This window comes from Pseudomonas sp. Os17 (genome assembly GCF_001547895.1).
Lineage (GTDB): Bacteria > Pseudomonadota > Gammaproteobacteria > Pseudomonadales > Pseudomonadaceae > Aquipseudomonas.
On sequence record NZ_AP014627.1, the window covers coordinates 1,951,922 to 1,975,648 of the forward strand.

The following is a 23,727-nucleotide window of genomic DNA, read 5'->3' on the forward strand; positions in this document are numbered from 1 at the left end:
CCCCAGCGCCCGGTTTCATAATCGGCCTGCCTCAAGGGCCGCCGTTCAGCGGGTCTTGCCCTCAATCAAGGTCAGATCCTCCTTGGCGAAGTCGTCCACGTCGATGACTTTGCGTCGCGCCGCTTCGGCATCCCGCAGGCTCTGGGCTTCGGCCGCTTGCAGCACGCCGGCCTCCAGGGCCGCATCGATGGCCGATTCACCGGCCGCCGGTTTGACCTGGCCGCTTTTCAGCGCTTCGTGGAGTTTTTTCTGCAGTGGATGGCTCGCGCTCAGCAGGTTGCAGGCGTGCTGCAGGGCGCCTACCGGATCGTCCGTGGATTGCGGGCGATAGCAGCCGGCGAGTACCGCTTCCAGGGCCGGGTCGCCCTGGGCGCGGCCAATGATTTGCGCCACTTCGGCATCCTGGCGGTCCGACGGCCCGGTATGGCGACGGCCGAAGGGAAACACCAAGACCCGTAGCAGGCAGCCGAAGAGGCGGCTGGGGAAGTTGCTGAGCAACTCGTCCAGGGCGCGTTCGGAGTGGCCGAGGCTTTCTTCCAGGGCCCAGGTCAGCAGGGGCCGCAGGTACTCCGGTGAATCCAGATCGTGATAGCGCTTGAGTGCCGCCGAGGCCAGGTACAGGTGGCTGAGCACATCGCCCAGGCGCGCCGAGAGCCGCTCGCGCCGCTTGAGCTCGCCTCCCAGGAGCATCATGGAAAAGTCGGCCAGCAGGGCAAAGGCCGCGGCCTGGCGGTTCAGGGCGCGGAAGTAGCGCTGGCTGAGCGGGTCGCCGGGGGCCTGTTCGAAGTGGCCCAGGCCCAGGTTCAGCACCAGGGTGCTGGCGGCATTGCTCACGGCAAAACCAATGTGCTGGAGCAGAAGGGCATCGAACTCCTTCAGCGCCTGGTCATGGTCCTCGCGTCCGGCCAGGGCCATTTCCTTGAGCACGAACGGGTGGCAGCGGATCGCCCCCTGGCCAAAGATCATCAGGTTGCGCGAGAGGATGTTGGCGCCTTCCACGGTGATGAAGATCGGTGCGCCCTGCCAGCTGCGGCCCAGGTAGTTGTTGGGCCCCATGATGATGCCCTTGCCGCCGTGCACGTCCATGGCGTGGCTGATGCACTCGCGTCCGCGCTCGGTGAGGTGGTACTTGAGGATGGCCGAGAGCACCGAGGGCTTTTCCCCCAGGTCCACGGCATTGGCGGTGAGCATGCGCGCGCTGTCCATCAGCCAGGCGTTGCCGCCGAGGCGGGCCAGGGCTTCCTGGATGCCCTCGAAGGCTGCCAGTGGCACGTTGAACTGTTCGCGCACCTGGGCGTACTGGCCGGTCACCAGGCTGGTGAACTTGGCGGCGCCGGTGCCCACCGCCGGCAGGGAGATCGAGCGTCCCACCGACAGGCAGTTCATCAGCATCATCCAGCCTTTGCCGAGCATCTCCCGGCCGCCGATCAGGTAGTCCAGGGGAATGAACACGTCCTTGCCGGAGTTCGGGCCGTTCATGAAGGCGGCGCCCAGGGGCAGGTGGCGGCGGCCGATCTCCACCCCCGGGGTGTCGGTGGGGATCAACGCCAGACTGATGCCCAGGTCTTCCTGCTCGCCCAGCAAATGGTCCGGGTCGTGGGCCTTGAAGGCCAGGCCCAGCAGGGTGGCCACCGGGCCCAGGGTGATGTAGCGCTTTTCCCAGTTCAGGCGCAGGCCGAGGGTTTCCTCGCCTTGCCATTGACCCTTGCAGATGATGCCGGTGTCGGGCATCGCGCCGGCGTCGGAGCCTGCCAGCGGGCCGGTGAGGGCGAAGCAGGGAATGTCGTCACCGCGGGCCAGGCGCGGCAGGTAGTGATTGCGTTGTTCATCGGTGCCGTAATGCAACAGCAGTTCGGCCGGGCCCAGGGAGTTGGGGACCATGACGGTCGAGGCCAGGTCGCCGCTGCGGGTGGCCAGTTTCATCGCCACCTGGGAGTGGGCGTAGGCGGAAAAGCCTTTGCCGCCGTACTCCTTGGGAATGATCAGGGCAAAGAAGCCGTGCTCCTTGATATGGGCCCAGGCCGCGGCAGGCAGGTCCATGTGCTGGCCGATCTGCCAGTCGCTGACCATGGCGCAGAGTTCTTCGGTGGGGCCGTCGATGAACGCCTGTTCTTCAGCGGTCAGTTGGGCCTTGGGATAGGCCAGCAAGGTGTTCCAGTCGGGGCGGCCGCTGAACAGCTCGCCGTCCCACCACACGGTGCCGGCATCGATGGCGTCGCGCTCGGTTTGCGACATGGGCGGCAGAACTTTCTGGAACCAGGCGAACAACGGGGCGCTGAAGTACTTGCGGCGCAGGTCGGGCAGCAACAGCGGCGCGGCAACGGCCGCCAGCACTATCCAGAACACCAGCAGCAGCCAGCCGGGAGCCCGGCTGAAGGCACCCATGGCCAGCAGGTAGACGGCGACGGCGCCCAGGGCGGGCAGGGGAGCGGTGCGACGGTGCGCCAGGTAGGCGACCCCGACCAGCAAAACCAGTATCCACAACAACAGCATATTCAATCCTCCATGAAGCCAGGGGCCAAATCACCCTCAGAGCTTAGTCGGCCTCCGACAAAGCGGGTGATCGCGGCGGTGCGGGTGCAACGGTTGACTTTGCCGGCCAGCGGGGGCTTTGACGAACGGCTGGTGGTACTCGGGCCGACCCCGATCTTTGGCCGAAACGTCGTTATCGCCAGGGCGGACGTCTCGATAGACTCCAGGCTTCGCTTGGAGGTTTTGCCCATGAACCAGTACTTGCGTCCCAGCCGCTTCATCGATAGTGACCACCCTGCGGTGGTGGAGTTCGCCGAATTTCATCGCGGTGCCGGCGGCGATCCGCGGCAGCAGGCGGTGAACCTTTATTACGCGGTGCGTGAGGCCGTGCGTTACAACTTCTATTCCTTCAGCCCTGATCCGCAAACCCTGCGGGGCAGTCATGCCCTGGCCGCCGGCGAAAGCTACTGTGTGCCCAAGGCCACTCTGCTGGCCGCTTGTGCCCGGCATTGCGGGATCCCCGCGCGCATCGGCCTGGCGGACGTGCGCAATCACTTGTCGACCCCGCGTCTGCTGGAGCTGTTGCGCAGTGATGTGTTCGCCATGCACGGCTACACCGAGCTGTACCTGCAGGGGCGTTGGGTCAAGGCCACGCCGGCGTTCAACCAGAGTCTGTGCGAGCTGTTCGATGTGGCGCCGCTGGAGTTTGACGGGGTGCAGGACAGTGTCTTTCACCCCTTCAACCGTCAGGGCGACCAGTCGATGGAGTACCTGGTGGACCATGGGCACTTCGCCGATGTGCCGCAGGCGCTGTTCTTCAGCCACCTGCAGGCATGCTATCCCCATCTGTTCGGCGAGCAGGGAGGCGTTCTGCAGGGGGACATCCGCCGTGATTTGAGTCGCGGCTGATCCGGCGTAGACTGCCCCGGCATTCATAACTGAGGGATGGTCATGCTGAAGATTTGGGGTCGCAAGAACTCGTCGAATGTCAGGAAGGCGTTGTGGTGTGCCCAAGAGCTGGGGCTGGCCTATGAGTCCCTGGATGCCGGGGGCGCCTTTGGCGTGGTGGACACTCCGGCCTACCGGGCGCTGAACCCCAACGGGCGCATCCCGTTGATTGAAGACGACGGCTTCGTGCTCTGGGAGTCCAACACCATCGTGCGTTACCTGGCTGCTCGGCATGCCGCCAACAGCCACTGGTATCCGGCCGATGTGCAGGCCCGGGCCAGTGCCGAGAAGTGGATGGACTGGACCACCTCGACCTTCGCCGAACCTTTCCGCCATCTGTTCTGGGGCATATTGCGCACTCCGGCGGCGCAGCAGGACTGGCAACAGATCAATGCCGCCAAGGCAACCTGCGTCGAGCTGCTGGCCCGGGTCGAGCAGACACTGGCCGGGCAGCCCTATCTGTCGGGAGAGGAGATCGGGGTCGGCGATATCCCGCTGGGCAGCTTCATCTATGCCTGGTTTGAAATGCCCATCGAGCGGCCGTCGATGCCCCATCTGCAAGCCTGGTATGAGCGTTTGAAGCAGCGCCCGGCCTATCGTCAGGCAGTCATGACCGCTTTGACTTAATACCCACTATCAACAAGCGTGACTGTACTTGCGTGGCTTGGACCCGCACCATGGCGTGCGTCCGGCGTCGTTGCAATCCGACCGGACCGCCCTTACTTATTCAATTCCCCTTCTTGGTGCATGAATCCGATATGAGTTCCGCTCTGTCCATCCGGCAGCTAACCAAAACCTACGGCAACGGTTTCCAGGCCCTGAGTGGTATCGATCTGGACGTCGCCGAAGGTGATTTCTTCGCCCTGCTCGGCCCTAACGGGGCCGGTAAATCCACCACCATCGGCATTCTCTCGACCCTGGTGAACAAGACCAGCGGCAGCGTCAATGTCTTCGGCCACGACCTTGATCGTGAGCCGGCGGCGCTCAAGCGCTGCATCGGTGTGGTGCCGCAGGAATTCAATTTCAACCAGTTCGAGAAGACCTTCGACATCGTCGTGACCCAGGCCGGCTACTACGGCATTCCGGCAAGAATCGCCAAGGAGCGGGCCGAGCAGTACCTGACCCAGCTCGGCCTGTGGGACAAGCGCGATGTGCCTTCACGCTCCCTGTCCGGTGGTATGAAGCGACGCCTGATGATCGCTCGGGCCCTGGTCCACGAGCCGCGCCTGCTGATCCTCGACGAACCCACTGCCGGGGTCGACATCGAGCTGCGTCGCTCGATGTGGACCTTCCTCACCGAGCTCAACCAGAAAGGCATCACCATCATCCTCACCACCCATTACCTGGAAGAGGCTGAACAGCTGTGCCGCAACATCGGCATCATCGACCACGGCACCATCGTCGAGAACACCAGCATGCGTCAGCTGCTGAGTCAGCTGCATGTGGAAACCTTCCTGCTCGACCTCAAGCACGACCTCAGCGTGGCGCCGCAGTTGGCCGGCTATCCGACCCGGCTGGTCGACAGCCACACCCTGGAAGTCCAGGTGGACAAGGCCGTCGGCATCACCGCGCTGTTCGGTCAGCTGGCCCTGCAGAACATCGAGGTCTTGAGCCTGCGTAACAAAACCAACCGACTTGAGGAGCTGTTCGTGTCCCTGGTGGAGAAGAATCTGTCGAAGGTGGCGGTATGAGTTCGGAGTTGAAACCCAACCTGGTGGCACTCAACACCATCGTCTATCGCGAGATCCGCCGTTTCACCCGGATCTGGCCGCAGACCCTGCTGCCGCCGGCCATCACCATGGTCCTGTACTTCGTCATCTTCGGTAACCTGATCGGGCGGCAGATCGGCGATATGGGTGGCTTCACCTACATGGAGTACATCGTGCCGGGGCTGATCATGATGTCGGTGATCACCAACTCCTACGGCAACGTGGTGTCGAGTTTCTTCGGCAGCAAGTTCCAGCGCTCGATCGAGGAACTGATGGTATCGCCGGTGTCGCCGCACACCATCCTGATCGGCTACACCCTTGGCGGGGTCCTGCGGGGCCTGATGGTGGGGATCATCGTGACCCTGCTGTCGCTGTTTTTCACCACGTTGCAGGTGCATCACCTGGGCGTCACCGTGCTGGTGGTGGTGCTGACGGCGACCATCTTCTCGTTGCTGGGCTTCATCAACGCGGTGTTCGCGCGCAACTTCGATGACATCTCGATCATTCCGACGTTCGTGCTGACCCCCCTGACCTACCTGGGCGGGGTGTTCTATTCGATCAACCTGCTGCCGCCGTTCTGGCAGACCGTGTCCCTGGCCAACCCGGTGCTGCACATGGTCAACGCCTTCCGCTTCGGCATCCTCGGGGTGTCGGACATCCGGATCAGCGTGGCCATCACGTTCATGCTGGTGGCCACCGTGGTGCTGTACATCGGTTGCGCCCGGTTGCTGGTCAGCGGGCGCGGCATGCGTCAGTGAACGGCTTGCGCGTCTGATGCAAACGGCCTCCTTCGGGAGGCCGTTTGCGTTGTTCATAGGCGCTGCTGCTTGCGCCTGCGCCACTGGCGAGCGACCCACCAGCGCCAATAGAGCATGGTCAGGCAATAGGCCGCGGCTCCCAGCACCAGGCCGGCCACCACCGACCCCAGGAGAAAGGGTTGCCACAGGGTGCTGAGCTGACCGCTGATCCACTCCCAGGTCAACTCGTCGGGCAGGGTGCGGGCCGGCACGTTCATCAGCCAGGCCCCCAGTTGATAGGTGCAGAAGAACACCGGCGGCATGGTGATGGGATTGGTCAGCCACACCAGGCTGACACTGATGGGCATGTTGGCCCGCAGCCAGACGGCCAGCACCGCCGCCAGCAGCATCTGCATCGGAATGGGGATGAAGGCGGCGAACAAGCCCACCGCCATGGCGCGGGCCACGGAGTGTCGATTGAGGTGCCAGAGGTTGGCGTCATGCAACAGCGTGCCAAGAAAGCGTAAGGACTTGTGTTCCCGGATGCTGGCCGGATCTGGCATGTAACGTTTGAATAAGCGCCGGGGCATAAGGCTTCTCGGTTGGATCAGGCCGCGATTATGAACGGATTCTAGTCAGGGCAAATTCAGACATTGTGACAAATGATAAAGCCGCGCCGCCGATCCTCGGCTAAGCCCAGAGTAGGGACTGCCAAGGAGGGGCTGGCTGATGGGGACGGGGTTGCTGGCACTGGCCGCGGGGCTGCTGGCGCTGGGTTTTCTACCGGTGTTGCCGCCGGTCTGGCTGTTGCTGGCGTTGGCGGTCGTGGGGCTGATGCTGCTGCCGTTTCGTACACATCCCGTGGCATTTTTTCTCTTCGGTTTCGCCTGGGCTTGCGTTTCCGGGCATTGGGCCCTGAATGATCGCCTGGCTCCTGGCCTGGAAGGACAGACCCGCTGGCTGGAGGGGCAGGTCAGTGGTTTGCCGGAGCAGGGCCAGGGCGTGGTGCGCTTTGAACTGCAGGGTGCCCAGGCGCGACGCGAGCGTCTGCCGCGGCGGATACGCCTGGCCTGGCGCGACGCCCCGCCGCTGCACAGTGGCGAGCGCTGGCGCCTGGCGGTCACGTTGCGGCGTCCTGCCGGGCTGCTCAATGTCCAGGGCTTCGATCACCAGGCCTGGCTGCTGGCGCGGCGCATCGGGGCCACCGGCACGGTCAAGGCCGGGCAGTTGCTCAGGCCCGCCCGCCTGGCCTGGCGCGAGGGCCTGCGCCAGCGCCTGCTGGGTGTCGAGGCACAAGGGCGTGGCGCCGGGCTGGCGGCACTGGTGATGGGCGACGGCTCGGGGCTGACGCGCCAGGACTGGCAGGTGCTGCAGGACACCGGCACGGTTCACCTGATGGTGATTTCCGGTCAGCACATCAGCCTGCTGGCCGGGGTGATCTACCTCGGGGTGGCCGGGCTTGCCCGCTGGGGCATCTGGCCCGAGCGCCTGCCATGGTTGCCCTGGGCCTGTGCCCTGGCCTTTCTCGGGGCTCTGGGCTACGGCTTGCTGGCCGGGTTCGATGTGCCGGTGCAACGGGCTTGCGTGATGGTCGCCCTGGTCCTGCTATGGCGGCTGCGCTTTCGCCATCTGGGCGTCTGGCGACCCTGGCTGCTGGCGTTGAATGCGGTGTTGCTGTTCGAGCCCCTGGCCAGTCTGCAGCCGGGATTCTGGCTGTCCTTTGCCGCGGTGGCGATCCTGCTTCTTACCTTCGCCGGGCGCCTGGGGCGCTGGCGCTGGTGGCAGGCCTGGAGCCGTGCGCAGTGGCTGATCGCCATTGGCTTGCTGCCGCCGCTGCTGGCCCTGGGGTTGCCCATCAGTTTCAGCGGTCCCCTGGCCAATCTGCTGGCGGTGCCGTGGATCAGTCTGCTGGTGCTGCCGCCGGCCCTGCTGGGTTGTCTGCTGCTGCCGGTGCCACATGTGGGCGAGGGGTTGCTGTGGCTGGCCGGGGGGCTGCTGGATGGGCTGTTCCGCCTGTTGGGGATGATCGCCGGTGCCTGGCCGGCCTGGGTGGCGCCGTTGCTGCCCTGGTGGCTTTGGGGGCTCAGTGCCCTGGGGGCCTTGCTGTTGCTCCTGCCCAGCGGTGTACCGCTGCGGGTGCTGGGGTGGCCGCTGTTGCTATTGGCCATCTGGCCGCCCGAGCGAGTGCTGCCCGAGGGTGAGGTGGAGGTCTGGCAACTGGACGTGGGGCAGGGGCTGTCGATGCTCCTGCGCACCCGCGATCATGCCATGCTCTACGATGCCGGCGCCCGGGTGGGGGATTTCGATCTCGGCGAGCGGGTGGTGCTGCCCAGCTTGCGCAAGCTGGGGATCAGGCAGCTGGACCTGATGCTGCTCAGTCATGCCGACAACGATCATGCCGGTGGCGCCCTGGCGGTCTGGCGCGGAATCGATGTGGCCCGGGTGCGCAGCGGCGAGCCCGGGGCATTGCCCGACGCCCTGCAAGCACAGCCTTGCGAGTCGGGCCTGGGCTGGCAATGGAATGGGGTGCGCTTTCGGCTGTGGCAATGGCCGGCGGCGGCCGATGGCAACCAGGCTTCCTGCGTGTTGCAGGTCGAGGCTCGGGGCGAGCGGCTGTTGCTCACCGGCGACATCGACGTGCATGCCGAACGGGCATTGCTCGCCAGTCCGCTGGCGGTTCACACCCACTGGTTGCAGGCCCCCCATCATGGCAGTCGCACTTCTTCGTCCATGGCCCTGCTGCAACGCCTGCGACCGACCGCGGTGCTGATTTCCCGCGGGCGGGGCAATGCCTTCGGTCATCCCCATGCCGAGGTACTGGCGCGCTATCGACGGCTGGGGGTGGCTGTGCATGACAGCGCCGATCAAGGAGCGCTGAAACTGCGCCTGGGGACTTTCGGGCCCGTGCAAAGCCTGCGCGCGCAGCGGCGTTTCTGGCGCGATTGAGCACTAATGCCTTAAATAACCGTGAGTTATTAAAGCCTGTGAGCATGCGACATCACGGTCTTCGGTGCGTCCGGCCCCTATGTTAGAGTGGCGCACTTTTTCGAGGGGACTGTCACTGTGTGGGAATTGGTCAAATCCGGCGGCTGGATGATGTTGCCGATCATTCTGAGTTCCATCGCGGCTGTGGGCATCATTGCCGAGCGTTTGTGGACCCTGCGGGCCAGCCGGGTCACCCCGCCCCATCTGTTGGGTCAGGTCTGGCGCTGGATCAAGGACAAGCAACTGAACAAGGAAAAGCTCAAGGAGCTGCGCGCCGATTCGCCCCTGGGGGAGATCCTGGCCGCGGGCCTGGCCAACTCCAAGCATGGTCGCGAGATCATGAAGGAATGCATTGAAGAGGCGGCGGCCCGCGTGATCCACGAGCTGGAGCGCTACCTCAATGCCCTCGGCACCATCGCCGCCATGGCCCCGCTGCTGGGCCTTTTGGGCACGGTGCTGGGCATGATCGACATCTTCAGTTCGTTCATGGGCTCGGGCATGACCACCAACGCCCACGTGCTGGCCGGCGGTATTTCCAAGGCCTTGATCACCACTGCCGCGGGCCTGATGGTGGGGATTCCTTCGGTGTTCTTCCACCGCTTCCTGCAACGTCGGGTCGATGAGCTGGTGGTGGGCATGGAACAGGAGGCGATCAAGCTGGTGGAAGTGATCCAGGGTGACCGCGATGTCGACCTGGCCGAGGGCAAAGCGTGAAATTCCGTCGCAAACCCCGGGAAACCGTGGACATCAACCTCGCGTCATTGATTGACGTGGTGTTCATCCTGCTGCTGTTTTTCGTCGTCACCACCACCTTTACCCGGGAGACCCAGTTGCGGGTCGACCTGCCGGAAGCGGTCAGCGGCTCACCCGCCGAAGACCAGGAGGTCAAGCAGCTGGATATCGCCATCAGCGCCGACGGGGTGTTCTCGGTCAACAATCAGGTCCTGCCGAAAAGTGACCTGGCCACCCTGATGGACGCCTTGCAGAAGGAGTCGGCAGGGGACACCCATCTGCCGCTGTCCATCAGCGCCGACGGCAAGACTCAACATCAAGCGGTGATCACTGCCATGGACGCGGCCGGCAAGCTCGGTTTCAGCCACCTGCGCATGACCACCGTCGAGGCGGCGCCGGCACCCTGATGGCACTCTCCGATCGTTTGCTCGCCGCCTGGTACAACGGCCATCCCGCGCTGAAGCTGCTGCAGCCTCTGGAATACCTGTACCGCCGAGTGGTGGTGGGCAAGCGCCGGCGCTTTTTGGCGGGCGAGGGGGCGATCTATCAGCCGCCGGTGCCGTTGATCGTGGTGGGCAACATTACCGTTGGCGGCACGGGCAAGACGCCGTTGATCTTGTGGCTGGTGGCGCACTGCCAGCGCCTTGGCCTGCGGGTCGGGGTGGTCAGTCGCGGCTATGGCGCCAAGCCGCCGCAACTGCCCTGGCGGGTGACGGCCAATGACAGCGCCGCAGTGGCCGGCGATGAACCGCTGCTGATCGTCCAGCGCTGTGGCGTACCGCTGATGATCGACCCTGATCGCAGCCGCGCGGTGCAGGCCTTGCTGGCCGCCGAACCGCTGGACCTGATTCTCTCCGACGACGGCCTGCAGCACTACCGCCTGGCCCGTGACTTGGAGCTGGTGCTGATCGACGCGGCCCGCGGCCTGGGCAATCGCCGCTGTTTGCCGGCCGGGCCCCTGCGCGAGCCGGTGGAGCGCCTGCAGAGCGTCGATGCACTGCTCTACAACGGCGCCTTTGATGATCACGCCGACGGCTTTGCCTTCCATCTCAAGCCTTCGGCGCTGGTCAATCTGCAGAGCGGCGAGCGCCGCCCGGTGGAGCACTTCGCGCCAGGGCAGGCGGTGCACGCGGTGGCCGGTATCGGCAACCCCCAGCGTTTCTTCAATACCCTTGAAACGCTACACTGGCGGCCTGTCCCCCATGCATTTGCCGATCACGCTCAATACAGTGCGCAGGCCCTGGCGTTCACCCCGTCATTGCCGTTGGTCATGACCGAGAAAGATGCGGTCAAGTGCCGTGACTTCGCGGCTGCCGACTGGTGGTACCTGGCGGTGGATGCGGTGCCGTCCGCGGCCTTCATCGCCTGGTTCGATACCCAGCTGATGCGCCTGCTGCCTGATCGTCTGTTGCCTTAATCGCTTTTATCCAGGGAAACCTCATGGACACCAAACTGCTCGACATCCTGGCCTGCCCGATCTGCAAGGGCCCGCTCAAACTCAGTGCCGACAAGACCGAGCTGATCAGCAAGGGCGCCGGCCTGGCCTATCCGATCCGCGACGGCATCCCGGTGATGCTGGAAAGCGAAGCCCGTACCCTGACTACCGAAGAGCGCTTGGACAAATGAGCTGCGCCTTCACCGTGGTCATCCCGGCACGCTTTGCCTCCACCCGCCTGCCGGGCAAGCCCCTGCAACTGATTGCCGGCAAGCCGATGATCCAGTGGGTCTGGGAGCAGGCCTGCAAGAGCGGCGCCGAGCGTGTGGTGGTGGCCACCGACGACCCGCGTATCGTCGAGGCGTGCCAGGGCTTTGGCGCGCAAGCGCTGCTGACCCGGGAAGACCACAACTCGGGGACCGATCGCCTGGCGGAAGTCGCCACCCAGCTTGGCCTGGCGGCGGATGCCATCGTGGTCAACGTTCAAGGCGACGAGCCGCTGATCCCGCCTTCGGTGATCGACCAGGTGGCGGCCAACCTGGCGGCCCACACCGAGGCGCGCATGGCCACCCTGGCCGAGCCGATCGAGGATGTGCAGACGCTGTTCAATCCCAACGTGGTCAAGGTGGTCACGGACCTCAACGGTCTGGCCCTGACCTTCAGCCGTGCCACCTTGCCCTGGGCGCGGGATGCCTTCGCCAAGAGTCATGAGCACTTGCCGGAAGGCGTGCCTTACCGGCGCCACATCGGCATCTATGCCTATCGCGCCGGTTTCCTCCATGACTTCGTCAGCTGGGGCCCGTGCTGGCTGGAAAACACCGAATCCCTGGAGCAGTTGCGTGCCTTGTGGCACGGCGTGCGGATTCATGTCGCCGATGCTCTGGAGGCCCCACCCACTGGCGTCGATACCGCCGAAGACCTTGAGCGCGTTCGGCGCCTGCTGGAGGCCTGATGCGGGTTCTGTTCGTCTGCCTGGGCAATATCTGTCGCTCGCCCACTGCCGAGGGTGTGCTGCGCCACAAGTTGTGCGCCGCCGGCCTGGGCGATCAGGTGCAGGTCGCGTCGGCTGGCACCAGCGACTGGCATATCGGCAAGGCCCCGGATTCACGCAGCCAGCAGGCGGCCTTGCGCCGTGGCTACGACCTTTCGGCGCAACGGGCGCAGCAGGTCGGCAGTGCCGATTTCGCCGTGTATGACCTGATCCTGGCCATGGACCAGAGCAACCTGCGCAACCTCAAGGCCCTGCAGCCGGCCCGGGGCAAGGCCGAGTTGGACCTGTTCCTGCGCCGTTACGAGTCGGTCCTGGATGAGGTGCCCGATCCCTACTACGACGGCGAGCAGGGCTTCGAGCAGGTGCTGGATCTGATCGAAGAGGCCTGCGACCGGCTGGTGATCGAGTTGAAGGGGCGGCTATGACCCTGCACATTCAGTCCGATGTCTCGCTCAAGCCGTTCAACAGCTTCGGAGTCGAGGTCAAGGCCCTGCGCTTTGCCCAGGCCCACAGCGATGACGACGTGCGCGAAGCCCTGGCCTATTGCGCCGCGCAGCAGTTGCCCCTGCTGGTGATCGGTGGTGGCAGCAACCTGCTACTGACCGCGGATATCCGGGCCCTGGTGCTGCGCATGGCCAGCCGCGGCATCCGTCTGCTCAGCGACGATGGGCAACGGGTGGTGGTGGAAGCCGAGGCCGGGGAAACCTGGCATCCCTTCGTGCAGTGGACCCTGGAGCAGGGCTTGTCCGGGCTGGAGAACCTCAGCCTGATTCCCGGCACCGTGGGCGCGGCGCCGATGCAGAACATCGGCGCCTATGGCGTGGAGATCAAGGACGTGTTCGCCGGCCTGACCGCCCTGGACCGGCAAACCGGGGAGTTGCGCGACTTTGACCTGGCCCAGTGCCAATTCGCTTACCGCGACAGCCTGTTCAAGCATGAGGCCGGTCGCTGGTTGATCCTGCGGGTGCGTTTTGTCCTGAATCGCGTCGATCATCTGCACCTCGAGTACGGTCCGGTGCGTCAGCGCCTGAACGAGCAGGGCATCGAGCATCCGACGGCCAGCGACGTCAGTCGGGCGATCTGCAGTATCCGCAGCGAGAAGCTTCCCGACCCGGCGGTGCTGGGCAATGCCGGCAGTTTCTTCAAGAACCCGGTGGTCCCGGCGTTGCTGGCGGCGCAGATCAAGCAGGCCTATCCGGGGCTGGTGGGTTATCCCCAGGCCGATGGGCAGGTCAAGCTGGCGGCCGGCTGGCTGATCGAGCAGGCGGGCTGGAAGGGCTTTCGTGAAGCCGATGCCGGGGTCCATCGCCTGCAATCCCTGGTGCTGGTGAACTACGGCACGGCCACCGGCCTGCAACTGCTGGAGCTGGCCCGGCGGATCCAGCGCGATATCGCCGAGCGTTTCAGTGTCGAGCTGGAGATGGAGCCGAATCTGTATTGAGGCGACTCTTGAACTAAGCTCAGCGCTTGAGCCCAAGGCCTTGCACGGTGCACACCCTGCAAGGCTTTTTTATGTCCGGCGGCTTAACTTAGCTTGCTAACAATGTAAGTATTTGTCGTCCCCAAAGGCCCGGTGAAGCCCCGTCTTCACAAGAGAGCCCGATTAGCCTGAGCCGATCTGCGCGCACCGCAGCCGCGTTGCCCCGTGGCAGATGGCTCGACCCCATCACCTCATAGAATGCGGGCGTGCCCATGATTACCCTGAAGCTCAACGGTCAAGATCATCCCCTGGACGTCACCGAGGACATGCCGCTCTTATGGGCCATCCGCGATGTGGCGGGTTACAGCGGCACCAAATTCGGTTGCGGCATGGGTTTGTGCGGTGCCTGCACCGTCCATGTCGACGGCGACCCGGCGCGCAGCTGCATCACCCCGGTCGGCTCGGTGCTGGGCAAGAATGTCAGCACCATCGACTACCTGCACAACGATCCGGTGGGGCAGGTGGTGCAGCAAGCCTGGCTGGATACGGCGGTGGCCCAGTGCGGCTACTGCCAGGGCGGGCAGATCATGTCCGCCACGGCGCTGCTCAAGATCCATCCCAATCCCAGTGACGAACAGATCGAAGAGGCGATGCTCGGCAATATCTGCCGCTGCGGCACCTATAACCGGATCAAGACCGCGATCCGCCAGGCGGCCAACCATCTGCAGGAGGCCAAGGCATGAACCGGCTCCTCAGTGATTTTGCCCTCTGCAACCTCAGTCGCCGTGGTTTTCTCAAGGGGGTGGGCGCCACCGGAGCCCTGGTACTGGCGGCCAGTTGGGGCTGGCAGCAGGCGTTTGCCGAAGAGCAGAAGTTTGGCGCCGATGGCATGCCCCACGGCTGGGTCGACGATCCCAAGGTCTATGTGAGCATTGCCGGCGACGGCAGCGTGACGGTGATCTGCAACCGTTCGGAGATGGGCCAGGGGGTGCGTACCAGCCTGAGCATGGTGGTGGCGGATGAGCTGGAGGCCGATTGGGCCCAGGTCAAGGTCAGGCAGGCGCCCGGAGACGAAACGCGTTTTGGCAACCAGGACACCGATGGCTCGCGCAGCATGCGCCATTGGTACGAACCCATGCGGCGTTGCGGCGCCGCGGCGCGGACCATGCTGGAGCAGGCCGCTGCCGCGCAGTGGCAGGTACCGCCGAGCGAATGTCGGGCGCAGTTGCACAAGGTGGTTCATACCCCCAGCGGGCGCGAACTGGGCTATGGCGCTCTGGCCGCAGCAGCGGCGGCTCTGGCGGTTCCGGCCCGGGACGGCCTGCGCCTGAAGCAGCCGTCGGAGTTTCGCTATATCGGCAAGGAGGCAACCCGCGCCATCGACGGCCAGGACATCGTCAACGGCCGCGCGGTGTACGGCGCCGATGTGCACTTTGAAGGCATGCTGTTCGCGGCAGTGGCGCGGCCCCCGGTCTATGGCGGCAAGGTCAAGTCCGTGGATGACAGTGCAGCCCTGAAGGTGCCTGGGGTGATCAAGGTCATGCCCATCGATGGTCGTCCGTTGCCTTCCGAGTTCCAGCCCCTGGGGGGCGTGGCGGTGGTGGCGAGCAATACCTGGGCTGCAATCAAGGGCCGCGATGCCTTGAAGATCGAGTGGGACGATGGGGTCAATGCCGGCTACAACTCCGTCGAATACCGCAAGGAACTGGAGGCGGCGGCACAGAAGCCAGGCAAGGTGGTGCGCAGCACCGGTAATCCGGATGAGGCCATGAACGCCGCCCAGAGCAGTCTGGAGGCCACTTATTACCTGCCGCACCTGGCCCAGGCCCCCATGGAGCCGATGGTGGCGGTGGCGCGCTTTCTCGACGGGCGCTGTGAAGCCTGGGCGCCGAGCCAGGCGCCTCAGGTGACCCGTGAGCGGATCGCCGAGCGCCTGGGCATCGGCTTTGATCAGGTCACGGTCAATGTCACCTTGCTGGGCGGCGGTTTTGGGCGCAAATCCAAGCCGGACTTCATTCTGGAGGCGGCCATCCTGGCCAAGGCCTTTCCCGGCAAGGCGGTGCGGGTGCAGTGGACCCGGGAGGACGATATCCATCACTCCTACTTCCATACCGTGTCGGCGGAGTACCTCAAGGCCGGCTTGAACGAGGACGGCATGCCCGCCGCATGGCTGCATCGCACCGTGGCCCCGAGCATCACTGCGCTGTTCGCCCCGGGGATGAACCACGAGGGCGCCTTCGAGCTGGGCATGGGCTTCACCAACATGGCCTATGCGATTCCCAATGTGCGCCTGGAAAACCCCGAAGCTGCGGCCCATACCCGGGTGGGCTGGTATCGCTCGGTGTCAAACATTCCCCACGGCTTCGCCATTCAGAGTTTTGTCGACGAACTGGCCCACAAGGCGGGCCAGGACCCACTGAAGTACCAGCTCAAGCTGCTGGGGCCGGACCGTCAGATCGATCCGCGAACCCTGAGCGAAGAGTGGAATTACGGCGAGTCCCCGGAGCGTTACCCGATCGACACCGGGCGCATGCGTGCGGTACTGGAAACCGCGGCCAAGGCCGCCGGGTGGGGCCGCTCGCTGCCCAAGGGGCGTGGCCTGGGGCTGGCGATGCACTACAGCTTCGTGACCTATGTGGCAGCGGTGATCGAGGTGGAGGTCAAGGACGATGGCACGCTGATTGTGCACCAGGCCGACATCGCCGTGGATTGCGGCCCGCAGATCAACCCCGAGCGTATCCGCTCGCAGTTCGAGGGCGCCTGTGTCATGGGCCTGGGCAATGCGGTGCTGGGGGAAATCAGCTTCAAGGACGGCAAGGTGCAGCAGGACAACTTCCACATGTACGAGGTGGCGCGCATGTCCCTGGCGCCCAAGCAGGTGCAGGTGCACCTGGTAACGCCGCCGGGGGAGGTGCCGTTGGGCGGTGTTGGCGAGCCCGGCGTGCCGCCGATTGCCCCGGCTCTGTGCAATGCGATCTTCGCCGCTACCGGCAAGCGCATCCGCAATCTGCCGGTGCGTTATCAGTTGCAAGGCTGGCAGCAGGCGGGTGCCTGATGGACAGTGTCGACCTGAATGTCCTGCGCAGCGTGCTGGAGTGGCGCCGTGCCGGGCGCGGGGTGCTGCTCTACAGCGTGGTCCAGACCTGGGGCAGCGCGCCGCGCCCTCCGGGCGCCATGCTTGCCCTGCGCGACGACGGCGTGGTGATCGGCTCGGTGTCCGGCGGCTGCATCGAGGACGACCTGATCAGCCGCCTCGGGGACGGGCGTCTCGCACCGCAGGGGCCGCCGGTGCAACTGGTGACTTACGGTGTGACGGTGGAGGAGGCGGCGCGTTTCGGTCTGCCCTGTGGCGGCACCCTGCGTTTGACCGAGGAGCGGGTCGGCGATCCGTCCTGGGTCGCCGAGTTGCTGCAACGTTGCGCGGCGCATCAGATCGTGGCCCGGGAGTTGAACCTGAGCACCGGCCAGGTGCTGCTCAAGGCAGCGGGCAAGCGGGATGAGCTGGCGTTTGACGGTGTCACCCTGCGGGCGATCTACGGACCGCGCTGGCGCCTGTTGCTGATCGGCGCCGGGCAGCTGTCTCGTTATGTGGCGCAAATGGCGCGTCTCTTGGATTTCGAGGTGCTGGTCTGTGATCCGCGCCAGGAGTTCGTGCATGGCTGGGAGGAGCAGGATGGACGCCTGGTCGCCGGCATGCCCGACGATGCGGTGTTGAGTATCGAGCCGGATGAGCGCACGGCGGTGGTGGCCCTGACCCATGATCCGCGTCTGGACGATATGGCGCTGCTGACGGCCCTCGATTCCCCGGCGTTTTATGTCGGCGCCCTGGGTTCGCGGGTCAATAGCCAGAAGCGCCGGGACAATCTGGCCCTGCTGGGATTGTCGAGCGCGGCCATCGAGCGCTTGCACGGGCCGGTGGGGCTGCACATTGGCAGTCATACTCCGGCGGAGATTGCCCTTTCGCTGATGGCGCAGATCGTGGCGCTGAAAAATGGTGTCGAGCCCCTGTCGCAGCAGCCGGTGGCGCGCGTGGCCGAGGTGGCCGGATGAGTCCCTGGCCTTGCGCGATCATCCTGGCGGCGGGGCAGGGCAGTCGTTATCGGCAGGCGCTCGCAGACGATCAGGACAAGTTGCTGGCGCCTTGTGTGGGGCGCGATGGCGTAGAGCGGCCGGTGCTGGAGCAGGTGCTGGTCAACCTGCCTGCCGAAGTGGTACGGCGAGTGCTGGTCACGACGCCGGGACGGCCGCGGGTGGCGGAGCTGGGGCGGGCTTATGGTTGTCAGGTGTTGTTGCTGGACTCGCCGGGTATGGGGCACAGCCTGGCAGCCGCGGTAGCGGCCAGTGTCGACGCCAATGGCTGGGTGGTGTTGCTGGGGGACATGCCTTTCATCCTGCCGGCCAGCATAAGGCGGGTGATCGCGGGGTTGACCGAGGAGAACATCAGCGTGCCGCGGCTGGGGGACGATCTGGGGCATCCGGTGGGGTTTGGTCGGGTTTATGCCGCTGCGTTGCAGGGGTTGTCCGGTGATCGTGGCGCCAGGTGTCTGTTTGCTGCGGGCAAGGTGGTCGAAGTGCCCTTGAGCGACCCGGGCGTGGTGTGGGATGTGGATCTGCCGGCAGCGCTGGTGTTTCGCGAGCATTGAATGGCAGGCATGAAAAAGCCCCGCCCGGTTACCCGGGCGGGGCTTTTTCATTACCGATGGAGTCAGGCGAGAGGTTTAGGCTCGTGCTGCTTTTCCTCGGTGTGGGCTACGTGCTCAACGGCGTGCTCGACGTTGTGCGGTGCCTCTTCCACCACCGGGGCAGGTTGCTCTGCCACAGGTTCGGTGACCGGCGCAGGTGCTGCTTCAGCCGCCTCGACAGGCGCTGGAGCGGCTTCGACCACCACTGGCGCTTCGACCGGAGCGGGCTCGGCAGCAGCCACCGCTTCAACCGGGGCGGCAGCGGCAGCCAGCTCGGCTTCCTTCTGCAGACGCTCGGCTTCACGCTTGCGACGGCGCACTTCGCGCGGATCGTTTGGTGCGCGACCGTTGCTGGTCAGGGCGCTCACCGGAGCCGCTTCAACCACTGGAGCCGGGGCTTCGGTGACGACAGGGGCAACAGCCGGTGCAGGCTCTTCAGCCTGGGCAGGCTGCTGGGCAATCACTGGCTGCTCGATGGCAACAGGTTCAGCGGCCGGGGCCGGAGCTTCCTGGGCAGGCTCGATGGCTGTTTCCTCAACCACCGGCGCCTGGACCGCAGGTTCTGCGACAGGCTGCTCGGCTACCACAGGTTGTGCTTCGACAGTCACGGCGGGTTCGGCGGCGACTTCAACCTGAGGCTGCTCTGCAACAACCGGAGCAACTTCGGCCGCTGGGGCCTGTTCGATTGGGGCCAGTTCAACAGCTGGAGCAGCCGGCGCTTCCACTTCAGTAGTGGCTTCGACCACAGGTGCTTGCGGAGCCTGCTCTGCAACAGCGGCGGTCGCGCGTTCGGCTTGCTGATGCGCTTGTGCTTCAGCGTTGGCGCTGATGGCGGTGCTGGCAACAGCGGCAGTGACCGCGAGGCCGGCGGCCAGATCGGCGCTGCTTGGCTCTTCGGCGTTCTCTTCCGAACCCTCGATCACGTTGCCGTTGGCATCACGCTGACGCTCGCGACGGTTGCTGCGACGACGCTGGCCGCGGGAGCGACGGCGTGGACGTTCGCCGTCGGCGTTGTCCTGGCCTTCTTCCTGCAGTTGCTCTTCGTTCGGCAGTGCTTCTTCTTCGCTGGCGGCAGCGGCCTGAGCCTGTTCGGCGCGTGGCTGACGCTCTTCGCGCGGCGGACGCGGCTGGCGCTCTTCCCGTGGCGGACGAGCCGGGCGTTCTTCGGCAACGGCAACGGCGGCGGTAGCAGCGGCGGCGGCCGGAGCGGCATCCAGAGGCTCGCGCAGTTCGCGAACACGCTCTTCACGCTCGCCACGTGGCTTGCGGTCTTCACGTGGGGCGCGTGGTTGACGCTCTTCGCGCGGAGCACGTGGTGCGCGTTCTTCGCGGGCTACACCTTGGACTTCTTCGCGAGCTTCACGCACTTCGCGAGGTTGACGCTCTTCCCGTGGTGCGCGCTCTTCACGCGGTGCACGTTCTTCACGTGGCTTGCGCTCTTCGTCGCGGCGACCGTTGCGGTTACGGCTCTGTTGACGGCCGTTGCGACGCTGCTCTTCGTTGTTGCGGGCAGGGCGCTCGGTTGCCGGCTTCTCGACCACGACCGGAGCGGCCGGCTCTTCCTTGGAGGCGAACAGGCTGACCAGGGACTTGACCAGGCCTTTGAACAGGCTTGGCTCGGCAGCAACCGGGGCTGGAGCGGCAACCGGAGCGACGGCTTCGGTCGGCACAGGGGCATTGGCGCGGGCCGGTGCGGTCTTCACCGCGGCTTCCTGGCGAACCAGGGTGCGGGTGGCGGCGGCTGGCTGTACTTCTTCGGCTTCGGCTGCGGCCGCGGCGATTTCGTAGCTGGACTGGTTGATGTTGGCTTCCGGGCTGTCATCGCGTAGACGCTGGACTTCGAAGTGCGGCGTTTCGAGGTGATCGTTCGGCAGGATGACGATGCGGGCACGGGTGCGCAGTTCGATCTTGGTGATCGAGTTGCGTTTTTCGTTGAGCAGGAAGGCGGCGACCGGAATCGGCACTTGGGCGCGAACTTCGGCGGTGCGGTCTTTCAGGGCTTCTTCTTCGATCAGGCGCAGGATCGCCAGGGACAGCGATTCGACGTCACGGATGATGCCGGTGCCATTGCAGCGTGGGCAGACGATGCCGCTGCTTTCGCCCAGGGAAGGGCGCAGGCGCTGACGGGACATTTCCAGCAGGCCGAAGCGCGAGATGCGGCCGATCTGCACGCGGGCGCGGTCGGCTTCCAGGCATTCGCGGACTTTTTCTTCCACGGCGCGCTGGTTCTTGGCTGGGGTCATGTCGATGAAGTCGATGACAATCAGGCCGCCGATATCACGCAGACGCAGTTGGCGAGCGATTTCTTCCGCTGCTTCCAGGTTGGTCTGCAGGGCGGTTTCTTCGATGTCGCTGCCTTTGGTGGCGCGAGCCGAGTTGATGTCGATGGACACCAGGGCTTCGGTCGGGTCGATGACGATGGAGCCGCCGGAAGGCAGTTCGACCACGCGCTGGAAGGCGGTTTCGATCTGGCTTTCGATCTGGAAGCGGTTGAACAGCGGCACGCTGTCTTCGTACAGCTTGATCTTGCTGGCGTACTGCGGCATCACCTGGCGGATGAAGGTCAGGGCTTCGTCCTGGGCTTCAACGCTGTCGATCAGCACTTCGCCGATGTCCTGGCGCAGGTAGTCGCGGATCGCGCGGATGATCACGTTGCTTTCCTGGTAGATCAGGAATGGCGCGGAGCGATCCAGGGAGGCTTCCTTGATGGCGGTCCAGAGTTGCAGCAGGTAATCCAGGTCCCACTGCATCTCTTCGCTGCTGCGACCCAGGCCGGCGGTGCGCACGATCAGGCCCATGTCGGCAGGAGCTACCAGGCCGTTCAGCGCTTCACGCAGTTCGTTGCGCTCTTCGCCTTCGATGCGGCGGGAGATGCCGCCGGCACGCGGGTTGTTCGGCATCAGTACCAGGTAGCGACCGGCGAGGCTGATGAAGGTGGTCAGGGCGGCGCCCTTGTTGCCACGCTCTTCTTTCTCGACCTGGACGATGACTTCCTGGCCTTCGCTCAGGACGTCCTTGATGTTGACGCGGCCTTCGGGGGCTTTCTTGAAGTATTCGCGGGAGATTTCTTTGAGGGGCAGGAAGCCGTGGCGCTCAGAGCCGAAGTCGACAAAGGCAGCCTCGAGGCTTGGTTCGATGCGAGTGATGCGGCCTTTATAGATGTTGGCCTTTTTCTGCTCGCGTGCACCGGACTCGATGTCCAGATCGTAGAGGCGCTGGCCATCTACCAGGGCAACACGCAACTCTTCGGGTTGAGTTGCGTTAATCAGCATTCTTTTCATGTAGTACCGTCGGTTTCCGGGCTGCCGGAAACGGCGTTCGGCACACACGACTTCTCACGGTCGGTGTCAGGTGCGTCAGGAGTGGTTGACCACTCGAGTGTCTAGCGAGGTTCGTCCGAATAACTAAGAACGAAGTCGCGACTCACGCGTCCTGCTTGCTGTGGTGACTAAGGCACCGCTTAAGCAAAAGTCTGTCAGGAGGAGGAATCAACCGGCGACTGTGGACGAGATGAAGCGTCTTGAATAAAGCCTAATGCTACACAGTCCGACGGTTGTGCATCTCCACCCTACACGTATCCCTGATAATTCGGGTGCTGCCGCGCGCAGAATCCGCAGCGGGTTGGCATTTACCGTGAACTCCGAAAGGGGAGGTCACGCATCATGGCTAAAGGCGTTGTTTCCACAACCTTCGCTTGGGGTTGTCAGGCGCTGACTGCACTTTGTGAACTGGCCGTTAATCGCTGCATAAAAGGCGAGTGATAACTCTGCTTTTTACGGGTTTCAGGCCTCATGTCACCTGCGCTTGTTACAACGTCAGACTCTTCCGGTATGTAGCGAGAGCTGCGTAGGACGGCCTTGCGTCCTTATGAATTGCGTTGGTCAGGGCCGGCTAGTTGCCGCTGTTCCGCTGTCCAGCCGCTTTTGGCGGCGTTCGCGACTATAGCAGCAATCATTAAGTGCTTCAAATCCATAAAAAATTGTTATCATTCGCGCCATGACGACTACTGCCCCCTCGACTCCAGGCGTTCAATTGCTTGAGGTCTCGCCGGAATATGCCGGCCAACGTATTGATAACTTCCTTCTCGCGCGACTCAAAGGCGTGCCCAAGACCTTGATTTATCGCATTTTGCGTAAAGGCGAAGTGCGGGTGAACAAGGGGCGCATCAAGCCCGAGTACAAGCTGCAGGCCGGTGATGTTGTGCGCGTGCCGCCGGTGCGCGTGCCCGAGCGCGACGAGCCGGTGCCGCTGGCTCAAGGGTTGTTGCAGCGACTGGAAGCCTCGATTGTCTTTGAAGACAAGGCGCTGATTGTGATCAACAAGCCCGCCGGCATTGCCGTGCACGGCGGCAGCGGCCTGAATTTCGGGGTGATCGAAGCCTTTCGTCAGTTGCGTCCGGATGCCAAGGAGCTGGAGCTGGTGCATCGCCTCGATCGCGACACCTCCGGTCTGCTGATGATCGCGAAGAAGCGCAGCATGTTGCGCCACCTGCACGCCGCGCTGCGTGGTGATGGTGTGGACAAGCGCTACATGGCACTGGTGCGTGGCCACTGGGCAACGGCCCTGAAGCAGGTGCGCGCGCCTTTGCTCAAGAGCAACCTGCGTTCTGGCGAGCGCATGGTGGAGGTCAATGAAGAAGGGAAGGAGGCCTTGACGGTGTTCAAGGTGCTGCGCCGCTTCGGCGAGTTCGCCACCATGGTCGAGGCCAAGCCGGTGACTGGCCGCACTCACCAGATTCGCGTGCACACCCTGCATGCCGGGCACTGCATTGCCGGTGACAGCAAGTACGGCGACGATGATTTCACCCGCGAGATTCGCGAATTGGGCGGCAAGCGCCTGTTCCTTCACGCCTATATGTTGACGGTGCCGCTGCCTGATGGCGGCGAGCTGAAGCTGCAGGCGCCGGTGGATGAAATGTGGGCCAAGACCGTGGAGCGCTTGAGTGCACCCTGATTACCAGCTGTTGATCTTCGATTGGGACGGCACTCTGGCGGATTCCATTGGTCGGATTGTCGAGTCGATGCATGTGTCGGCCGATCGCTCCGGTTTTCCCCGGCGTGACGATTTTGCCGTCAAGGGCATCATCGGTCTTGGCTTGCCGGAGGCGATTCGTACCTTGTATCCCGAAATCGACGAAGGTCAGTTGATGGCCTTTCGTCAGCATTACGCGGATCACTACATCGCGCTGGAGGCTGAGCCTTCGCCGTTGTTTGCTGGCGTGGTGCAGTCTCTGGAGGCTTTCCGGGCCGAGGGTTATCGGTTGGCAGTTGCCACGGGCAAGGCCCGGCGCGGATTGGGTCGGGTGCTGAAGGCTCATGGCTGGGAAGAATATTTCGATATCACCCGGGCGGCCGACGAAACCGCCAGCAAGCCTCATCCGTTGATGCTGGAGGAAATTCTTGCTCATTGCGGAGTCGGGCCAAGGCAGGCTCTGATGGTTGGCGATTCCTCCTTTGATCTGTTGATGGCGCGCAATGCCGGCATGGATTCGGTGGCCGTTAGCTACGGTGCCCAGTCCATCGAGGCTTTGCAGGCCTTCGAGCCGCGCTTGTCCATCGACCGTTTTCCTCAATTGCATGCCTGGCTGAGTCAGGCTGCCGAATAAGTTTTTGCTGG

21 protein-coding genes are annotated in these 23,727 nt (G+C 64.3%); 18 read left to right on the forward strand and 3 right to left on the reverse strand.

Translation table 11 applies throughout. From position 1 onward, the window contains the following. Window positions 1-45: 45 nt before the first annotated feature. Window positions 46-2,493 (reverse strand): acyl-CoA dehydrogenase, encoded by a 2,448-nt coding sequence (locus tag POS17_RS08835; RefSeq protein WP_060838219.1) that lies wholly within the window; start codon window positions 2,491-2,493, stop codon window positions 46-48. 228 nt (window positions 2,494-2,721) lie between these two features. Between POS17_RS08835 and POS17_RS08845 the strand changes: the two genes are divergently transcribed. From POS17_RS08845 to POS17_RS08860, 4 genes are all read left to right on the forward strand, one after another. Continuing rightward, window positions 2,722-3,381: a transglutaminase-like domain-containing protein gene (locus POS17_RS08845; RefSeq protein ID WP_060838221.1), complete on the forward strand. Its 660-nt coding sequence runs from the start codon at window positions 2,722-2,724 to the stop codon at window positions 3,379-3,381. Between the two features lie 42 nt (window positions 3,382-3,423). Next, window positions 3,424-4,047, forward strand: a complete 624-nt coding sequence (locus POS17_RS08850) for a glutathione S-transferase family protein (protein ID WP_060838222.1) — start codon at window positions 3,424-3,426, stop codon at window positions 4,045-4,047. A gap of 131 nt (window positions 4,048-4,178) precedes the next feature. Continuing rightward, window positions 4,179-5,111 (forward strand): ABC transporter ATP-binding protein, encoded by a 933-nt coding sequence (locus POS17_RS08855; RefSeq protein ID WP_060838223.1) that lies wholly within the window; start codon window positions 4,179-4,181, stop codon window positions 5,109-5,111. Further along, entirely contained in the window at window positions 5,108-5,887 is a 780-nt protein-coding gene (locus tag POS17_RS08860) for an ABC transporter permease (protein WP_060838224.1), read from the forward strand. Before POS17_RS08855 ends, POS17_RS08860 begins: the two co-directional genes overlap by 4 nt. Before the next feature lie 53 nt (window positions 5,888-5,940). On the opposite strand, the gene POS17_RS08865 is transcribed toward POS17_RS08860, so the two are convergent. Further along, entirely contained in the window at window positions 5,941-6,456 is a 516-nt protein-coding gene (locus POS17_RS08865) for a DUF2062 domain-containing protein (RefSeq protein WP_060838225.1), read from the reverse strand. A gap of 139 nt (window positions 6,457-6,595) precedes the next feature. Here POS17_RS08865 and POS17_RS08870 point away from each other — a divergent pair, with 139 nt between their 5' ends. The 12 genes from POS17_RS08870 (at window position 6,596) to POS17_RS08925 (ending at window position 18,072) form a co-directional block, all read left to right on the forward strand. Then, entirely contained in the window at window positions 6,596-8,812 is a 2,217-nt protein-coding gene (locus POS17_RS08870; protein ID WP_060838226.1) for a DNA internalization-related competence protein ComEC/Rec2, read from the forward strand. A gap of 117 nt (window positions 8,813-8,929) precedes the next feature. Next, window positions 8,930-9,565 carry a MotA/TolQ/ExbB proton channel family protein gene (locus tag POS17_RS08875; RefSeq protein WP_016968261.1) on the forward strand — a complete coding sequence of 212 codons (636 nt, stop codon included), beginning with the start codon at window positions 8,930-8,932 and terminating at the stop codon, window positions 9,563-9,565. Continuing rightward, window positions 9,562-9,990 carry an ExbD/TolR family protein gene (locus POS17_RS08880; RefSeq protein WP_060838227.1) on the forward strand — a complete coding sequence of 143 codons (429 nt, stop codon included), beginning with the start codon at window positions 9,562-9,564 and terminating at the stop codon, window positions 9,988-9,990. Before POS17_RS08875 ends, POS17_RS08880 begins: the two co-directional genes overlap by 4 nt. Then, the gene (gene lpxK, locus POS17_RS08885) at window positions 9,990-11,000 is read left to right on the forward strand and encodes a tetraacyldisaccharide 4'-kinase (RefSeq protein ID WP_060838228.1); all 1,011 of its coding nucleotides are present in this window, start codon (window positions 9,990-9,992) and stop codon (window positions 10,998-11,000) included. The genes POS17_RS08880 and lpxK overlap by 1 nt, the downstream gene beginning before the upstream one ends. 23 nt (window positions 11,001-11,023) lie before the next feature. Next, the gene (locus POS17_RS08890; RefSeq protein ID WP_011060103.1) at window positions 11,024-11,209 is read left to right on the forward strand and encodes a Trm112 family protein; all 186 of its coding nucleotides are present in this window, start codon (window positions 11,024-11,026) and stop codon (window positions 11,207-11,209) included. Beyond that, window positions 11,206-11,970 (forward strand): 3-deoxy-manno-octulosonate cytidylyltransferase, encoded by a 765-nt coding sequence (gene kdsB, locus POS17_RS08895; protein WP_060838229.1) that lies wholly within the window; start codon window positions 11,206-11,208, stop codon window positions 11,968-11,970. The genes POS17_RS08890 and kdsB overlap by 4 nt, the downstream gene beginning before the upstream one ends. Continuing rightward, window positions 11,970-12,434: a low molecular weight protein-tyrosine-phosphatase gene (locus tag POS17_RS08900; RefSeq protein WP_060838230.1), complete on the forward strand. Its 465-nt coding sequence runs from the start codon at window positions 11,970-11,972 to the stop codon at window positions 12,432-12,434. Before kdsB ends, POS17_RS08900 begins: the two co-directional genes overlap by 1 nt. Continuing rightward, entirely contained in the window at window positions 12,431-13,450 is a 1,020-nt protein-coding gene (murB, locus tag POS17_RS08905; RefSeq protein ID WP_060838231.1) for a UDP-N-acetylmuramate dehydrogenase, read from the forward strand. Before POS17_RS08900 ends, murB begins: the two co-directional genes overlap by 4 nt. A 251-nt stretch (window positions 13,451-13,701) precedes the next feature. Beyond that, window positions 13,702-14,172: a (2Fe-2S)-binding protein gene (locus POS17_RS08910; protein WP_016968267.1), complete on the forward strand. Its 471-nt coding sequence runs from the start codon at window positions 13,702-13,704 to the stop codon at window positions 14,170-14,172. Beyond that, window positions 14,169-16,484 (forward strand): xanthine dehydrogenase family protein molybdopterin-binding subunit, encoded by a 2,316-nt coding sequence (locus tag POS17_RS08915; RefSeq protein WP_060838232.1) that lies wholly within the window; start codon window positions 14,169-14,171, stop codon window positions 16,482-16,484. Before POS17_RS08910 ends, POS17_RS08915 begins: the two co-directional genes overlap by 4 nt. Beyond that, a complete protein-coding gene (locus POS17_RS08920; RefSeq protein WP_060838233.1) occupies window positions 16,484-17,479 on the forward strand; it encodes an XdhC family protein in 996 nt (331 codons plus the stop codon). The genes POS17_RS08915 and POS17_RS08920 overlap by 1 nt, the downstream gene beginning before the upstream one ends. Continuing rightward, on the forward strand, window positions 17,476-18,072 hold the full coding sequence (locus POS17_RS08925) for a nucleotidyltransferase family protein (protein WP_060838234.1): 597 nt from the start codon (window positions 17,476-17,478) through the stop codon (window positions 18,070-18,072). The genes POS17_RS08920 and POS17_RS08925 overlap by 4 nt, the downstream gene beginning before the upstream one ends. 62 nt (window positions 18,073-18,134) lie before the next feature. On the opposite strand, the gene rne is transcribed toward POS17_RS08925, so the two are convergent. Then, on the reverse strand, window positions 18,135-21,392 hold the full coding sequence (gene rne, locus POS17_RS08930) for a ribonuclease E (RefSeq protein WP_060838235.1): 3,258 nt from the start codon (window positions 21,390-21,392) through the stop codon (window positions 18,135-18,137). Window positions 21,393-22,107: 715 nt separating this feature from the next. Here rne and rluC point away from each other — a divergent pair. Next, entirely contained in the window at window positions 22,108-23,064 is a 957-nt protein-coding gene (gene rluC / locus POS17_RS08935) for a 23S rRNA pseudouridine(955/2504/2580) synthase RluC (RefSeq protein ID WP_016965316.1), read from the forward strand. Next, complete coding sequence (locus tag POS17_RS08940; RefSeq protein ID WP_060838236.1) at window positions 23,054-23,716, forward strand: HAD-IA family hydrolase; 663 nt, start codon at window positions 23,054-23,056, stop codon at window positions 23,714-23,716. The genes rluC and POS17_RS08940 overlap by 11 nt, the downstream gene beginning before the upstream one ends. The last annotated feature ends 11 nt before the right edge of the window (window positions 23,717-23,727 follow it).

What these genes read in the sequence shown, in the direction of transcription:
- POS17_RS08835 (WP_060838219.1), bottom strand. Translation starts at nt 2,493, where the DNA reads ATGCTGTTGTTGTGGATACTGGTTTTGCTGGTCGGGGTCGCCTACCTG.
- POS17_RS08845 (WP_060838221.1), top strand. Translation starts at nt 2,722, where the DNA reads ATGAACCAGTACTTGCGTCCCAGCCGCTTCATCGATAGTGACCACCCT.
- POS17_RS08850 (WP_060838222.1), top strand. Translation starts at nt 3,424, where the DNA reads ATGCTGAAGATTTGGGGTCGCAAGAACTCGTCGAATGTCAGGAAGGCG.
- POS17_RS08855 (WP_060838223.1), top strand. Translation starts at nt 4,179, where the DNA reads ATGAGTTCCGCTCTGTCCATCCGGCAGCTAACCAAAACCTACGGCAAC.
- POS17_RS08860 (WP_060838224.1), top strand. Translation starts at nt 5,108, where the DNA reads ATGAGTTCGGAGTTGAAACCCAACCTGGTGGCACTCAACACCATCGTC.
- POS17_RS08865 (WP_060838225.1), bottom strand. Translation starts at nt 6,456, where the DNA reads ATGCCCCGGCGCTTATTCAAACGTTACATGCCAGATCCGGCCAGCATC.
- POS17_RS08870 (WP_060838226.1), top strand. Translation starts at nt 6,596, where the DNA reads ATGGGGACGGGGTTGCTGGCACTGGCCGCGGGGCTGCTGGCGCTGGGT.
- lpxK (WP_060838228.1), top strand. Translation starts at nt 9,990, where the DNA reads ATGGCACTCTCCGATCGTTTGCTCGCCGCCTGGTACAACGGCCATCCC.
- POS17_RS08890 (WP_011060103.1), top strand. Translation starts at nt 11,024, where the DNA reads ATGGACACCAAACTGCTCGACATCCTGGCCTGCCCGATCTGCAAGGGC.
- kdsB (WP_060838229.1), top strand. Translation starts at nt 11,206, where the DNA reads ATGAGCTGCGCCTTCACCGTGGTCATCCCGGCACGCTTTGCCTCCACC.
- POS17_RS08900 (WP_060838230.1), top strand. Translation starts at nt 11,970, where the DNA reads ATGCGGGTTCTGTTCGTCTGCCTGGGCAATATCTGTCGCTCGCCCACT.
- murB (WP_060838231.1), top strand. Translation starts at nt 12,431, where the DNA reads ATGACCCTGCACATTCAGTCCGATGTCTCGCTCAAGCCGTTCAACAGC.
- POS17_RS08910 (WP_016968267.1), top strand. Translation starts at nt 13,702, where the DNA reads ATGATTACCCTGAAGCTCAACGGTCAAGATCATCCCCTGGACGTCACC.
- POS17_RS08915 (WP_060838232.1), top strand. Translation starts at nt 14,169, where the DNA reads ATGAACCGGCTCCTCAGTGATTTTGCCCTCTGCAACCTCAGTCGCCGT.
- POS17_RS08920 (WP_060838233.1), top strand. Translation starts at nt 16,484, where the DNA reads ATGGACAGTGTCGACCTGAATGTCCTGCGCAGCGTGCTGGAGTGGCGC.
- POS17_RS08925 (WP_060838234.1), top strand. Translation starts at nt 17,476, where the DNA reads ATGAGTCCCTGGCCTTGCGCGATCATCCTGGCGGCGGGGCAGGGCAGT.
- rne (WP_060838235.1), bottom strand. Translation starts at nt 21,392, where the DNA reads ATGAAAAGAATGCTGATTAACGCAACTCAACCCGAAGAGTTGCGTGTT.
- rluC (WP_016965316.1), top strand. Translation starts at nt 22,108, where the DNA reads ATGACGACTACTGCCCCCTCGACTCCAGGCGTTCAATTGCTTGAGGTC.